The organism is Enterobacter dykesii, from assembly GCF_008364625.2.
GTDB lineage: Bacteria > Pseudomonadota > Gammaproteobacteria > Enterobacterales > Enterobacteriaceae > Enterobacter > Enterobacter dykesii.
This window is the reverse complement of the sequence record NZ_CP126604.1, coordinates 556,093-569,950: the sequence shown is the minus strand read 5'-3', so window position 1 is coordinate 569,950 and position 13,858 is coordinate 556,093. Positions and strand designations below refer to the sequence as shown.

The 13,858-nt window shown below is 57.5% G+C and carries 13 protein-coding genes; 8 read left to right on the top strand and 5 right to left on the bottom strand.

Going from position 1 to position 13,858, the window contains the following annotated elements:
* Window positions 1-26: 26 nt before the first annotated feature.
* The 4 genes from F0320_RS02635 (at window position 27) to yjiA (ending at window position 4,522) form a co-directional block, all read left to right on the top strand.
* Window positions 27-944 (top strand): helix-turn-helix transcriptional regulator, encoded by a 918-nt coding sequence (locus tag F0320_RS02635; RefSeq protein WP_126328899.1) that lies wholly within the window; start codon window positions 27-29, stop codon window positions 942-944.
* Window positions 945-1,135: 191 nt separating this feature from the next.
* On the top strand, window positions 1,136-3,289 hold the full coding sequence (locus tag F0320_RS02630) for a carbon starvation CstA family protein (protein WP_023334384.1): 2,154 nt from the start codon (window positions 1,136-1,138) through the stop codon (window positions 3,287-3,289).
* A gap of 65 nt (window positions 3,290-3,354) precedes the next feature.
* Window positions 3,355-3,558, top strand: a complete 204-nt coding sequence (locus F0320_RS02625; RefSeq protein ID WP_003856610.1) for a YbdD/YjiX family protein — start codon at window positions 3,355-3,357, stop codon at window positions 3,556-3,558.
* Between the two features lie 10 nt (window positions 3,559-3,568).
* Window positions 3,569-4,522, top strand: a complete 954-nt coding sequence (yjiA, locus tag F0320_RS02620; protein WP_126328900.1) for a GTPase — start codon at window positions 3,569-3,571, stop codon at window positions 4,520-4,522.
* A 62-nt stretch (window positions 4,523-4,584) separates the two neighbouring features.
* Here the strand turns inward: yjiA and F0320_RS02615 are convergent, their stop codons facing one another.
* The gene (locus tag F0320_RS02615) at window positions 4,585-5,943 is read right to left on the bottom strand and encodes an esterase-like activity of phytase family protein (protein WP_126328901.1); all 1,359 of its coding nucleotides are present in this window, start codon (window positions 5,941-5,943) and stop codon (window positions 4,585-4,587) included.
* Window positions 5,944-6,354: 411 nt separating this feature from the next.
* Between F0320_RS02615 and F0320_RS02610 the strand changes: the two genes are divergently transcribed.
* Window positions 6,355-6,900, top strand: coding sequence for a YfaZ family outer membrane protein (locus F0320_RS02610; protein WP_047651642.1), 546 nt, complete (start codon window positions 6,355-6,357; stop codon window positions 6,898-6,900).
* Window positions 6,901-6,954: 54 nt separating this feature from the next.
* Here F0320_RS02610 and F0320_RS02605 read toward each other — a convergent pair whose 3' ends face one another.
* The gene (locus F0320_RS02605; protein WP_126328902.1) at window positions 6,955-8,325 is read right to left on the bottom strand and encodes an NAD-dependent succinate-semialdehyde dehydrogenase; all 1,371 of its coding nucleotides are present in this window, start codon (window positions 8,323-8,325) and stop codon (window positions 6,955-6,957) included.
* Window positions 8,326-8,476: 151 nt separating this feature from the next.
* On the opposite strand from F0320_RS02605, the gene F0320_RS02600 reads away from it, so the two are divergent.
* From F0320_RS02600 to F0320_RS02590, 3 genes are read left to right on the top strand one after another with little or no spacing between them, the layout of a single operon-like run.
* A complete protein-coding gene (locus F0320_RS02600) occupies window positions 8,477-9,220 on the top strand; it encodes a helix-turn-helix transcriptional regulator (protein WP_126328903.1) in 744 nt (247 codons plus the stop codon).
* Between the two features lie 47 nt (window positions 9,221-9,267).
* A complete protein-coding gene (locus F0320_RS02595; protein ID WP_126328904.1) occupies window positions 9,268-9,921 on the top strand; it encodes a LysE family translocator in 654 nt (217 codons plus the stop codon).
* Between the two features lie 3 nt (window positions 9,922-9,924).
* On the top strand, window positions 9,925-11,196 hold the full coding sequence (locus tag F0320_RS02590) for a DUF445 domain-containing protein (protein ID WP_126328905.1): 1,272 nt from the start codon (window positions 9,925-9,927) through the stop codon (window positions 11,194-11,196).
* On the opposite strand, the gene F0320_RS02585 is transcribed toward F0320_RS02590, so the two are convergent.
* Genes F0320_RS02585 through F0320_RS02575 form a run of 3 tightly spaced genes read right to left on the bottom strand, consistent with a single transcriptional unit; the run spans window position 11,193 to window position 13,793 of the window.
* Window positions 11,193-12,269 carry a DUF2955 domain-containing protein gene (locus F0320_RS02585; RefSeq protein WP_047651646.1) on the bottom strand — a complete coding sequence of 359 codons (1,077 nt, stop codon included), beginning with the start codon at window positions 12,267-12,269 and terminating at the stop codon, window positions 11,193-11,195. The two genes, F0320_RS02590 and F0320_RS02585, sit on opposite strands and share 4 nt — an antisense overlap.
* Window positions 12,259-13,326: an HlyD family secretion protein gene (locus F0320_RS02580; RefSeq protein ID WP_126328907.1), complete on the bottom strand. Its 1,068-nt coding sequence runs from the start codon at window positions 13,324-13,326 to the stop codon at window positions 12,259-12,261. Before F0320_RS02580 ends, F0320_RS02585 begins: the two co-directional genes overlap by 11 nt.
* The gene (locus F0320_RS02575; protein WP_047651649.1) at window positions 13,323-13,793 is read right to left on the bottom strand and encodes a MarR family winged helix-turn-helix transcriptional regulator; all 471 of its coding nucleotides are present in this window, start codon (window positions 13,791-13,793) and stop codon (window positions 13,323-13,325) included. Before F0320_RS02575 ends, F0320_RS02580 begins: the two co-directional genes overlap by 4 nt.
* Between the last annotated feature and the right edge of the window lie 65 nt (window positions 13,794-13,858).

Here is a 13,858-nt window from a genome sequence, read left to right as displayed (position 1 = left end):
CATACCTAAATATACAGGATGACCTTATGGCAAAAACGACGCGGAGCCGCTCGGCTGAACGTCTGGTCGATATTCTGGTTGAGCTACATTTAAACGGTGTGGTAAACCGCAGTGCGCTAATGGAAAAATTTAAAATTACCGAGCGTACCGTCTACCGGGATTTAAATGCCCTCTCTCCCATTGTTGAACATACCGGTAACGGGCTATATCGGCTGATCCATTCCGCACAATCGCCCGGCGGACAAGGCTTACATCATACCCTTGCTAACTTCCTGAATGCTGACAGCTTTTTCCCTGAAAGAAATACGGAATTCTGGCAGAAGCTTGAAACGCGCGTTGACGAAAACCATATTCTTATTCTTGGCAATGAAGCCGAACACACGCTAGAACGCGATATTCGCCGTCATTTAACGAAAATCGAGAAATCGATTAAAAACCATAATGTTTGTCAGATCGTTTATAAGGGTAAAACCCGTCTGATTAACCCCTATAAACTCATTAACAAAAAAAATATATGGTATTTACAAGCCACCGAAAATAGCCGCCTGAAATCCTTCTCATTGAGCCAGATTAGCTGGTTTGATATTCAGAAAACGACCTTCACACCCGAAGAAAATGTCCTTAAGCTGCTGGAGAAAAGCCTTGATCCCTGGGTGTCCGAAGATACTTTCGCGGTGAAAATATTCATTAAAGATAATATTTCACATTACTTCCTGCGCCGCGATCTTCTGCCGGAACAGGAGCTGCTGGAGGAGCAGCTGGGCGGCGTCACGCTGCGCTGCCAGGCGGCACACGAGAACCAGATCCTGCCGCTGCTGTTCTACTGGCTTCCCCATATTCAGATTCTGGAACCGAAATGGCTAAAGGAAAAACTGATCGGAACGCTGGAGAGCTATCTGGCCGTGGAGCGTAACCCGAATAATCAAGTGATCTCAATCACATAATTTCGCCCCCTGGCGGCGAGCCGGAACCGCTCGTCGCCCCCTTTGACCGCTCACCCGGCACTTTCAACCACTCATTCATTTACCGTCCTTTACACGCGCGAGGATCTGGCACGATCGCTCCAGCATTAATCAATACCTCCTCACAACGAACCCTGACCCTTTTTTCTTTACATAAAAAACCAGGTCTTACTATGGATACTAAAAAACTACTGAAGCACGTGCCCTGGGCCTTACTCGGGATCCTCGGCGCTTTTTGTCTGGCGGTTGTCGCATTACGCCGGGGCGAACACGTAAGCGCCCTGTGGATCGTGGTTGCGTCCGTTTCCGTCTACCTTGTGGCTTATCGCTACTACAGCTTGTACATCGCGCAGAAGGTCATGAAGCTCGACCCGACGCGCGCCACCCCGGCGGTCATTAACAATGACGGGCTGAACTACGTGCCAACCAACCGCTACGTGCTGTTTGGCCACCACTTTGCCGCTATCGCCGGCGCAGGCCCGCTGGTCGGCCCGGTACTGGCCGCGCAGATGGGCTACCTGCCGGGTACGCTCTGGCTGCTCGCAGGCGTGGTGCTGGCGGGTGCGGTGCAGGACTTTATGGTGCTGTTTATCTCTTCTCGCCGTAACGGCGCGTCTCTGGGTGAGATGGTCAAAGAAGAGATGGGCCGCGTGCCGGGGACTATCGCCCTGTTCGGCTGCTTCCTGATTATGATCATCATCCTCGCGGTGCTGGCCCTGATCGTGGTGAAAGCGCTGGCGGAAAGCCCGTGGGGTGTCTTCACCGTCTGCTCAACGGTGCCGATTGCGCTGTTCATGGGTATCTACATGCGCTTCCTGAGACCGGGACGCGTAGGTGAAGTGTCGGTGATTGGTATCGTGCTGCTGGTGGCCTCTATCTACTTCGGCGGCGTGATTGCGCACGACCCGTACTGGGGCCCGGCGCTGACCTTCAAGGACACCACCATTACCTTCGCGCTGATTGGCTATGCGTTTATCTCCGCGCTGCTGCCGGTCTGGCTGATTCTGGCCCCGCGTGACTATCTCGCGACCTTCCTGAAAATCGGCGTTATCGTCGGTCTGGCGATCGGCATCCTGGTCATTAACCCGGATCTGAAAATGCCTGCGGTAACCCAGTACATCGACGGTACCGGCCCGCTGTGGAAAGGCGCCCTGTTCCCGTTCCTGTTCATCACCATCGCCTGTGGTGCGGTCTCCGGCTTCCACGCCCTGATTGCCTCCGGTACCACGCCTAAGCTGCTGGCGAACGAGAAAGACGCGCGTCTGATCGGCTACGGCGCGATGCTGATGGAGTCCTTCGTGGCGATCATGGCGCTGGTTGCGGCGTCTATCATCGAACCGGGTCTCTACTTCGCGATGAACACCCCGCCTGCGGGCCTCGGCATTACCATGCCAAACCTGCACGAGATGGGCGGCGACAACGCGGCGCTGATTATGGCGCAGCTGAAGGACGCCAGCGCACACGCGGCGGCGACCGTTAGCTCCTGGGGCTTTGTGATTTCGCCAGAGCAGATTATGCAGACGGCGAAGGACATCGGCGAACCGTCCGTGCTGAACCGCGCCGGTGGTGCACCGACGCTGGCCGTGGGTATCGCACACGTATTCCACAAGGTGCTGCCGTGGGCGGACATGGGCTTCTGGTACCACTTCGGTATTCTGTTCGAAGCGCTGTTCATCCTGACCGCGCTGGACGCCGGTACCCGTGCGGGCCGCTTCATGCTGCAGGACCTGCTCGGTAACTTCGTGCCGTTCCTGAAGAAAACCGACTCTCTGGTAGCGGGCATTCTGGGTACGGCGGGCTGCGTAGGCCTGTGGGGCTACCTGCTGTATCAGGGCGTTGTCGACCCGCTCGGCGGCGTGAAGAGCCTGTGGCCGCTGTTCGGTATCTCTAACCAGATGCTCGCAGCCGTTGCTCTGGTGCTCGGTACCGTGGTCCTCGTGAAGATGAAGCGCACCAAATACATCTGGGTAACCGTTGTTCCTGCGCTGTGGCTGCTGCTCTGCACCACCTGGGCCCTTGGCCTGAAGCTGTTCAGCGCCAACCCGCAGCTGGAAGGCTTCTTCTTCATGGCTAACCAGTACAAAGAGAAGATTGCCGCAGGCGGCGCGGATCTTACCGCGCAGCAGATTGCCAACATGAACCATATCGTGGTGAACAACTACACCAACGCGGGTCTGAGCATTCTGTTCCTGGTGGTGGTGTACAGCATCATCTTCTACGGCATCAAAACCTGGCTGAACGTGCGCAACGCCGACGGCCGTACGGATAAAGAAACCCCGTACGTGCCGGTGCCGGAAGGCGGCGTGAAGACCTCTTCACACCATTAATCCAGCCTGTAACCGTAGGCCCGGTAAGCGTAGCGCCACCGGGCTTTTTCTTATCAGGACACCTTATGTTTGGTAACTTAGGCGAAGCCAAAAAATACCTCGGTCAGGCGGCGAAAATGCTGATTGGCATTCCGGACTATGACAACTACGTTGAGCATATGAAGACCAACCATCCGGATAAGCCGTACATGACTTACACCGAATTCTTCCGCGAGCGGCAGGAAGCGCGCTACGGCGGAAGTGGAGAAGGCGGCGTCCGCTGCTGCTAAAGGAGAGACCATGACCCCGATTGCCGTTACCCTGCTGACCGGTTTCCTCGGCGCCGGTAAAACCACCCTGCTGCGCCACATCCTGAATGAACAGCACGGCTTCAAAATCGCCGTCATCGAAAACGAGTTCGGCGAGGTCTCCGTAGACGATCAGCTGATCGGCGATCGCGCCACCCAGATCAAAACCCTGACCAACGGCTGCATCTGCTGCACCCGCTCTAACGAATTAGAAGACGCCCTGCTGGACCTGCTCGACAGCCGCGACCGTGGCGAGATCGACTTCGACCGTCTGGTGATCGAGTGCACCGGCATGGCCGACCCCGGCCCGATTATTCAGACCTTTTTCTCTCACGAGATCCTCTGCCAGCGCTACCTGCTGGACGGCGTGATTGCCCTGGTGGATGCGGTCCACGCCGACGAACAGATGAACCAGTTCACCATCGCCCAGTCTCAGGTGGGCTACGCTGACCGCATTCTGCTGACCAAAACCGACGTGGCGGGCGAAAGCGAAAAACTGCGCGAGCGCCTGACGCGCATCAACTCCCGCGCGCCGGTTTACACGGTGACGCATGGCGACATCGATCTGTCCCAGCTGTTCAACACCAACGGCTTTATGCTGGAGGAGACCGTTACCGCGAAACCGCGCTTCCACTTTATGGGAGACAAGCAAAACGACGTGGCGTCGATAGTGGTGGAGCTGGACTACCCGGTGGACATCAGCGACGTGTCCCGCGTCATGGAGAACCTTCTGCTGTCGTTTGCCGACAAGCTGCTGCGCTACAAAGGGATGCTGTGGATTGACGGCGAGCCGAACCGCCTGCTGTTCCAGGGCGTGCAGCGCCTGTACAGCGCAGACTGGGATAGACCGTGGGGCGATGAAGCGCCGCACAGCGTGATGGTGTTTATCGGCATACAGCTGCCGGAAGAAGAAATACGGGCGGCGTTTGCGGGGCTGAAGAAATAACCGCACCGAACATCCCCTCTCCCCTATGGGGAGAGGGCTAGGGTGAGGGGTAAGCCCTGGTATTATTTCACCGCCTCCGGCAGCGTCACAATCCACAGCTCGCTGTCCGACTCCGGCTTCTTCAGCGGCTTCACGCTGAGCGTGGTTTCCACCGGCTTATCATCCAGCGTCAGCTTGCCTTCCGCGTTCACCCGATAATCTTTGAGCTTCTTGCCCTCGACCGGGTTTTGCATCGCCACCTTCACGCCAAAGTCGTTATCATTCGCCACCGCAAGCGTTTTGCTGTCGATCAGCGCCAGCCCTTCGGCCTTCTCCTGCTGCCAGCCCAGCGCGCGCAGGTCGACAACCTGCGTTTTTGCAGCAAGCGTTATGCCCCGCTGCGCCAGGGTTTTCTCATCATCAAACTCCGGGTATTCGCCCGGCTTGTCGAAGGCGGTCAGGTCGCTCGCCTTGCTGAGGTCCACCTTGTAAATCAGGTTACGCATGCCGTCGTTTTTATCGCTTCCCTGCTCAATCAGCAGGATGTGCTGGTCATCGAGCGCCACGATGTCGCCGATTTTGGCGTCGCTGTTTTTGCTGTAGGCCGCGCTGTCGATGGGGTAACCGTACATCGCCGTTTTGCCGGTCGCCGGGTCGAAGCTCACCAGACGGGTAAACAGCGCCTGCTTTTTGCTCTTACCGTCGATATCCAGCGTGCTTTGCACGGCGGCGATAATCCGCCCGTCCGGCATGCGGGTCAGGCCTTCAAAGCCCCGATTCGCCTGGCGCCATTTGATAATGTTTGGCAGACCGCCCGCGATGGATTTCTCCCCCTCCGCGGCCTGCGGCCCGTGGATCGCCAGGATCTTCCCTTTGCTGTCGACGTTAATCATGAACGGGCCATACTCGTCGCACAGCCAGTAGCCGCCTTTGCCGTCCGGGGTGATGCCTTCTGTGTCCAGGCCACGGTTGTCACCCTTCAGGATCTTGAGGGTGTCGCTGAACGCCACTTCATTGGTGGAACCAATCACGCCGCTTTGCAGCGGCAGACCGTTAATCTCGCCTTTATCATCATGCAGCGGGCGGGCATCAACAGCCTCCGCTTTGCCGTTCTGAACGCGGATGGTCATCAGCAGCGGCGCGAAATCTGGCGTGACAAATATTTTAGCTTCGTTTTTACCCATTTTTGGCGCATCAGCGTTTGGACCGCGATCGGTCACGGTCGCAAAGGTCAGGGCGTCGCCCTGCTTGCCGGTAAACAGCAGGCCGGAGCCAATGCCCACGGGGAGTCCGTTCGGAAAGGCGCTGGCAAACGCGCCGCTATAGCTCACGTGGGAACCTTCTGGGAAGCTGACGACATAGCGCTCAGCAGTAGGCTGCGCCGCCAGGCCAGAGAAAGAGAGCGCACAGCCGATTAGCACAGGAATAATTTTTCTTTTCATATTGTTAGCATCCAGTTAGTGAAGCCAACAATGTAAAGAATAAACGTGTCAGAAAAATGACATGGAAGGGACTCTGACCAACGCAGCGGCACGTATATCCCTCTTCAGAAATGTAAACTTACGTCTTTATCTATGACAACTGAAACATTTTTGGAAATTATTAGAAACTTAATTAATTCATCTCAAAGGGCTTTTTTCCCCTCGTTCAAACCTCGTTTAGCAAACTCTTTAAACTTTTACTAAACGCGAATTTAATTGCTATTGACGGTTCGCCAAACAAACAATTCAGCAACAGATAAAAACAAAATAACTAACAAAATCAGCATAAAACCACGACACGCATCACATTTGCAGTCATAAACATCACTTGTTAAGGTGCCCTCAGATTAATTTAATGACGAGGAAAAACTCATGAAAAAGCTTAACGTACTCATCCTTTCCGCTCTGACCGCTGTCTCTGGCTCCGCACTGGCGATGGGTGGCAGCATTGAGCAGGGTAAAAACTTTACCAACCTGAATGTGGAAATGGGTAAATCGACCTCCGGTCTTTACACCGAAGGTAACTGGCTTAAAAACACCGATGACGGCACCCAGACCGGCGGCGTAGGCGCAGGCTACAACCTGGAAGTGGGCCCGGTCATGCTGAATGCAGGTGCGAAAGCGATCTACATCGGCCCGAAAAAAGGCGATAACGGCGTGGCGTTCCCAATCGGCGGCGGCGTGAACGTGGCACTGACCGACAGCATCAACGTCTTCGGTGAAGGTTACGTTGCGCCAGACGGCCTGAACAACAGCGTGAAAAACTACGTGGAAGCTAATGGCGGCGTAAGCTGGACCCCAATCAAACCGGTTACGCTGAAAGTGGGTTACCGCCACGTGAGCGTTGACGGCAAAGACGGTCGTCCAAACCACACGCTGATCGACGGCGCATACGTGGGCGGCGGCGTGAGCTTCTAAGCCGACGAACAAACAAAAAAACCTGCCAGATGGCAGGTTTTTTTGTCTCGGGTATTACTTGTGTACCACCACCAGCTTCTGGTTCACAAACTCTTTGATCCCCAGATCCGACAGCTCGCGCCCGTAGCCGGACCGCTTCACGCCGCCGAACGGCAGCTCTGGCGCGGTATCGGTAAGCCAGTTGATGTACACCATCCCGGTTTCAATCCGTGACGCCATTTTCTTCGCGCGCTCGATATTCTGACTAAATACCGCGCCGCCCAGGCCGTAGTGGGAGTCGTTCGCCAGCGCGACCGCCTCGTCGTCGCTTTTCACCACGTACATCTGCGCCACAGGGCCGAAGAACTCCTCGAAGTACGCCGGGTTATCGCGCGAGATATTCGTCAGGATCGTCGGTTCGAAGAAGCTCCCGTCGCGCTGAACCGGTTTGCCGCCATAGTGCAGCGTGGCACCGTTTTTCACCGCCTCGTTAACCTGTTTGGTTAGCGTTTCCAGAGCATCTTTAGACGACATAGGCCCCAGCGTGGTGCTTTCGTCCAGCGGATCGCCAATCTTCACCTGCTTAAATGCCTCGGTGAATTTGCTCAGGAAGGCATCCGCAATCTTTTCATGCAGGATAAAGCGCTTCGCCGCGGTGCAGACCTGCCCGGCGTTGTTGAGCCGCGCGTTAACGCCAATTTTCACGGCCTTCTCAAGGTCTGCGTCATCCAGCACCACGAAGACGTCGTTACCGCCCAGCTCCAGCGTAGATTTCTTGATGTGCTTCGCCGCCTGCGCGGCCACCACGCTGCCCGCCTTTTCGGAGCCGGTTAATGCGGCGCCCTGCACGCGATCGTCGGCAATGATGTTCGCCACCTGCTCGGACGAGATAAACAGGTTGGTCCACGCCCCTTCCGGCGCGCCCGCCTCGCGCACCAGATGCGCGAAGGTCTCGGCGCAGTGAGGCACGATGCTGGCATGCTTGGCGATGACAGGGTTACCCGCCGCCAGGTTCGGCGCCAGAACGCGCATCAGCTGGTAATACGGGAAGTTCCACGGCTCGACGGCCATCAGCACGCCGATGGGGTGATGCTCAACCCACGCTTCCCCAAGCTCCGAGTCGTACTTCACCGGGGCCAGGAACCGCTTCGCGTTATCGGCGTAGTAGCGGGCTATTTGTGCGCACAGCTTCACCTCGCCGCGGCTCTGTTCGATGAGTTTCCCCATCTCCCGGCTGGCGATTTTAGCCAGATCCTCGGTGCGCTCGTCGATCAGATCGGCAAGCTTATGGAGCACCGGCAGGCGCTGGCTGATGTCGCCTTTCGCCCATTCCGAATGGTAAAGCGCATCGGCCGCCCTGAGCGCCGCTTCGATATCCGCGTCGGTATGTGAGGGGTATTCTTTGATGAGCTGGTTAGTGGCAGGATTTACTGTCTGATAAGCCATGTCGAATCTCCTTGTTTTACCGCTTAGGGTATTAAGGGTAGTCAACATGACTGGCCGTGGGCGTAAAGTTGGGTATATCCGGAAGGTTCTTAATGAAGCGCTGCCGGACGGTTCGCTGACGTGGTATAAAAAACCTTCAGAAGGAGCGCCCATGACCGATACCCGACACGTCCGTCAGACATTTCACCGCGCCTCAGGCCTTGAGCTGCGCAGTACCTGGCAGAGTACGCAGGCGTACAAACGCCACAGTCACCCTCAGCTTTCCATCGGCGCGATTATGGAGGGCCAAACCTGCTGCGTGTGTCATGACAGAGAGTACATCCTTAACCCTGGGGACCTCATCGTGATCCCGGCCTGTGAGCCGCACAGCTGTAACCCCGTCGCCGGGCAACCGCGCAGCTACCATATGCTCTACATCGACACCGGGCTTCCGCTGGCGCTACAGGTTATTCGTAGCCCAACCCTGTTTGCCCATTACCTGGACGTTGTTGAGACCCTTTCTCAGGCATCACTGGAGACGCTGCTTTCTGCCCTTCCCCGCGCCGCGGATAACGCTGACGCGCTTCGCGCAACCAGCCAGAAGATTCAGCAGGCGTTTCTTTCCGATCTCACCTGCCCGCCTTCCCTCGACGAGCTTGCTCAACGCTTCTCGCTGCGCAAGGAGACGCTGATTCGCACCTTCCGGCAGGACACCGGCCTGACGCCGGGCAGCTTTCTCAACATCTCCCGCGTGGAGTTCGCCAAAGCGCGGCTGCGCGCCGGGGATGATATTGCCGACGTTGGCTACCAGAGCGGCTTTGCCGACCAGAGCCATTTTCATAAGACCTTCGTCAGCTATACCGCCGCCACGCCGCGCCAGTACGCCACCGGCCGATCAATATCTGACAATAAATAGGCTCTGCAGCGCTGTAGTCTGACCTCGGATTATTAACCGAGGTTGCTATGGAACTGTTATTCCCTTCCGCTTTTCTCGCGCTGGCGCTGGCGCATTTTGTCGCCCTGTTAAGCCCGGGCCCGGATTTCTTCCTGCTGGTGGGCTACGCCGCGCGCTACCGACTGCGGGGTAGCGCCGGATTGTGCGTCGGCATCGCCGCGGGCAACGGGCTGTATATCTTACTGGTGATTATCGGCTGGAGCGCGCTGCGCCAGTTTACGTGGCTGTTTACGCTTATCGATCTTTGCGGGGCGCTGTATCTGCTGTGGATCGGCTCACATCTGATTCGCAGCCGCCAGCAGGCGCTGGCGCTGAATGAAACCCACCAGCGCTGCCCTTCGCTGCGCAAGCAGATCCTGCTGGGGCTCGGTTCGGCGCTGTTAAACCCGAAGAACGCGCTGTTCTATCTGGCGCTGATGACGGCCTTGCTGGGGCCGGACGTCACGCTGCTTGAGCAGGCGACCTGCGGCATCTGGATGGTGATGGTGGTGCTGGCGTGGGATTTAGCGCTGGTGTCGCTGTTGGGGCTGCCCGTGGTTCAACAGAAGCTCAGCCGTTCGCTCTGGCTGATTGAGCGCACGGCGGGAGTGGTGCTGATGGGGTTTGGCGGGTGGGTGCTGTGTCGGTTTTTGCACTTTCCCCCCGCTTGCCTCTATCCTTAACCCATGGAAAAAATAGCTGAACTCAAACGCGCTAAGATGCTGGCGCTGTCGCTGCTGCTGGTTGCCGCCGCGGCCTTTATCACCACCCTGTTCCTGCCGCAGACCTTCTGGGTGCGCGGCGTAAAGGCCATTGCCGAGGCGGCGATGGTCGGCGCGCTGGCAGACTGGTTTGCCGTGGTTGCGCTTTTCCGCCGGGTGCCCATTCCGTTTATCTCGCGCCATACGGCGATTATCCCGCGCAATAAAGACCGGATCGGCGACAATCTCGGCCAGTTTGTGCAGGAGAAGTTTCTGGATACCCAGTCGCTGGTCGATTTGATCCGCCGCTATGAACCTGCGCAGATGATCGGCGCCTGGTTCAGCAAACCGGACAACGCCCAGCGCGTCGGGCTGCACTTGATGCAGGTAATGAGCGGTTTTCTCGAACTCACCGACGACGGACGCATTCAGCGCCTGCTCAAACGGGCAGTGCATAAGGCCATCGACAAGGTCGACTTCACCGAAACCAGCGCCGTGATGCTGGAGAGCATGACCAAAAACAACCGCCACCAGGTGCTGCTGGATGCGATCATCAATCGTCTGATTACCCTGATTCAACGGGAAAGCACGAGGGACTTTATTGCCGATCAGATTGTCCACTGGCTGAAGACCGAGCATCCGCGCAAGGCGATGGTGCTGCCCACCGAGTGGCTGGGCGATCAAAGCGCGGAGATGGTGTCGAACGCGGTGAACGCGCTGCTGGACGATATCAGCCACGACCGCACGCACCAGATCCGCCAGGCGTTTGACCGCGCCACGCTGAAGCTTATCGACAACCTGAAAAACGATCCGGAGATGGCGGCGAAAGCCGACAACATCAAGCACTACCTGAAAAACGATGAGGCGTTTAACCGCTATCTGGGCGAGATGTGGGCCGACCTGCGCCAGTGGCTGAAGGCGGATATGCAGAGTGAAGATTCTCGCGTGAAGCAGCGCATCGCCAACGCCGGGCTGTGGTTTGGCGAAACGCTGTCTAACGACGCCAGCCTGCGGGCCTCGCTGAACGAGCATCTGGAGCAGGCCGCGCACCGCCTCGCGCCGGATTTCGCCGCGTTCCTGACCCGCCACATCAGCGACACGGTCAAAAGCTGGGATGCCAAAGACATGTCCCGCCAGATTGAGCTGAATATCGGTAAAGATCTGCAGTTCATCCGCGTCAACGGCACGCTGGTGGGCGGAACGATTGGCCTGATTCTGTTTTTACTCTCGCAGCTGCCTGCCGTGCTGGGGCATTAATCCGCCCTGGGCGGCGCGATGACGTAGCGCGTCGCCTCGAAGCGGTTGAGGATCAGGTGCACCAGAAAGACCATCGTCAGCGTCGCCACCAGCGAAAAGGTGACGGAGGTGATGCGATAGAGATCGCTGAACACCAGGTCAGTGTCCGGGTGCATGTTCTGCCCGAACATAATGCCGATGGTGGTGATGCTGGAGAACCCTACGCCCGCCCCCACCTTTTCCATCACGTGGAGTCGTGCGCCAAACGCCAGCCCGAGGCCGATCAGCGGCATCATCAGCAGCATATGGCTGCTGTGATCGTAGAGGATCAGCTGCACCACCAGAATGTAGAGACAGCCCAGCACCACGCCGACCACGCGCCAGATCGAGCTCATCACCGAACCGCGATAGTGCATGGGGAACAGGATCAAAATCCCCGCCATTAGCGCCGAAAGCGAATCGCTTAGGTCGCTAATCTGAAACACCACGAATATCAGCGTCGCGACGGTGCCGGAGAGCAGCGACTCGTGGCGCACCCGGGCATCGTCTTTCTCGATCAGCGGCGGCGGCCTGCGGGGCTCCACGTCCGGCAGGAGATAGTTCATCAGCGCGCTCAGGCACACCGCCATCACGCTCGCTTCGATGTTGGAAAACAGCAGCGTGTGCCAGTTGGTCGTGGGGTAGCTCATAAAGTTGAGCATCACGCTCTGGCACACCACGCCCATTGAGCCAAACAGGAACAGCGGCCCTTTGCTCATAAAGCGAAAGCGCATCACGTACAGGGCAAACACCACCAGCGTCATGATGACCGGCCATTGCGACAGATAGCCGATGATGAAGATCATTTCGACACAGTTTAACGCGGCGCTGAAGATAAACTGCTTCGCCACGTGGCGGTTAAACACCGGTACCAGCGACAGCAGCATGATCGGATAGACCACAAAAAACACGCCGTAGCTGGTGTTGTAAAAGCTGGAGATGCTCAGCGCAATCATCCCGGCAAAGACGATGCGCAGGGTCTGGCGAAAGTCGTTTGCCGTATAGACGATGTTGCCGTGCGGGGTAAACACCCGCGCCAGGGTGCTAATAGACATAGTGAAGCAGGCTCACCAGGTGGATCTGCATCCCCGAGAAGAAGCGCGCAAACGGCCCTTCGCTGTTGTAGAGCTGCACGGTAGCGCGCGCGCCGGTCGGCAGATGCTTCGGCAGCGGCTCATCCAGCGTCACGTGAATGCGCATGCGCTGGGCGTCACGCACCCAGCGGTTGGAGGTTTCCGGCTCGGACAGTTGACCGTTAACGGCCTCCTGACCCGCCAGTATCCCCGCGTCGCTGCTGGTCACGTGGGCGCGGAAAACGTGCCCCGGGAAGGCGTCAAACACCACGGCCGCATCGGTGCCCTGATGGGTATGGCGCAGGCTTTTTTCTCGAAAATCGGCCACGATATCGGTCTGGTTGTTCACCAGCGCCAGCGCGGCGGAACCGGAAGAAGCGTAGAAGCCGGGGCTCAACTGCAGGTTGCTGACCGTGCCGTCCGCCTGGGCGTAAACCTTCGTCCAGCCAAGGTTGAGTTCCGCGTCATCCAGCGCGTTGCGGTATTTTTGCAGCGTCACGTTGCGGTGCTCGTCCCGCTCGCCGCGCTGGATGCGCAGGTTCTGGATGTTGGCCTGAATTGAGCTGACGGACTGTTCGCTGCTCTGCCAGGTCGTGCGCACCTTATCCAGATCGGCCTGCGAGACGTTCTGCAGCGTGCTCAGCTTCTGGTAGCGGTCAAAGGTCACTTTGTCGTTACGCGCGGTCAGCACGGCGGTTTTCAGGCTGGCCTGCGCGGCGGCGATCTGCGCGTCCAGCTGTTCATTGGAGAGGCGTGCCTGCTCGAGCGCGATTTGCGCCGCTTCCACCTTATTGCGAAACGGCGTGTCGTCGAGCTCAAACAGCAGATCGCCTTTCTTCACCTGGCTGTTGTTGTGGACATGTACCGCCGCCACGTAGCCGGAGACGCGCGGAGAAACCGGCGTCACCACGCGCATCACGGTGGAGTCCGGCGTCAGCGGGATCCAGATATCCGCGACGATAAAGTAGACAAACATCAGCAGGAAAGAGGCAATACTCACCCTTACCCAGCGGGCAAACTTTTGTTCAGGGGTCATTATTTTTCGGTCTTGTTATCTTCTTCGCGGATTGTCCGCAAATTGCAGGCGAATTGATTCAGGGTGGCGCTGAAAATGTCGATATGTTCGGGCGCGATGTTTTGCGATACGCGCGCCTGATAGGTCTCAATCACCTGAGTGAGCCGTTTTAATATGGCTTTTCCCTCAGGCGTCAGCGTCAGAAGCCGGATGCGCTTGTCATAAGGCGATACGGCGCGCAGCAGGTATCCCTGCTTTTCCAGCTGTGTCAGGGTGCGCATCAACGGCGGCAGTTCGATGCCCTGCACCTCCGCCAGCTCACTCATCGAGACGTTATCCCCGAGCTGATGAAGCTGCATCATCACCGTCCAGCTCGACTGGGTTAACCCGGTATCGAGAATGGCGTCGTCGATCACCGCACGCCACTGGCGCACGATCATCGCCATCCGCATGCCCATTGGCCTGCGGCTAAACAGCTCTTCTTCGCTCATAGGGAAACCTCTCGTCACACGCAGGCAAGATAATAGTTATCAGGGTAACTATCAAGAAACGAGAG

Bases quoted from the DNA above. Each gene is read 5' to 3' on its own strand.
- F0320_RS02635 (WP_126328899.1), top strand. From the start codon at position 27: ATGGCAAAAACGACGCGGAGCCGCTCGGCTGAACGTCTGGTCGATATT.
- F0320_RS02630 (WP_023334384.1), top strand. From the start codon at position 1,136: ATGGATACTAAAAAACTACTGAAGCACGTGCCCTGGGCCTTACTCGGG.
- F0320_RS02625 (WP_003856610.1), top strand. From the start codon at position 3,355: ATGTTTGGTAACTTAGGCGAAGCCAAAAAATACCTCGGTCAGGCGGCG.
- yjiA (WP_126328900.1), top strand. From the start codon at position 3,569: ATGACCCCGATTGCCGTTACCCTGCTGACCGGTTTCCTCGGCGCCGGT.
- F0320_RS02615 (WP_126328901.1), bottom strand. From the start codon at position 5,943: ATGAAAAGAAAAATTATTCCTGTGCTAATCGGCTGTGCGCTCTCTTTC.
- F0320_RS02610 (WP_047651642.1), top strand. From the start codon at position 6,355: ATGAAAAAGCTTAACGTACTCATCCTTTCCGCTCTGACCGCTGTCTCT.
- F0320_RS02605 (WP_126328902.1), bottom strand. From the start codon at position 8,325: ATGGCTTATCAGACAGTAAATCCTGCCACTAACCAGCTCATCAAAGAA.
- F0320_RS02600 (WP_126328903.1), top strand. From the start codon at position 8,477: ATGACCGATACCCGACACGTCCGTCAGACATTTCACCGCGCCTCAGGC.
- F0320_RS02595 (WP_126328904.1), top strand. From the start codon at position 9,268: ATGGAACTGTTATTCCCTTCCGCTTTTCTCGCGCTGGCGCTGGCGCAT.
- F0320_RS02590 (WP_126328905.1), top strand. From the start codon at position 9,925: ATGGAAAAAATAGCTGAACTCAAACGCGCTAAGATGCTGGCGCTGTCG.
- F0320_RS02585 (WP_047651646.1), bottom strand. From the start codon at position 12,269: ATGTCTATTAGCACCCTGGCGCGGGTGTTTACCCCGCACGGCAACATC.
- F0320_RS02575 (WP_047651649.1), bottom strand. From the start codon at position 13,793: ATGAGCGAAGAAGAGCTGTTTAGCCGCAGGCCAATGGGCATGCGGATG.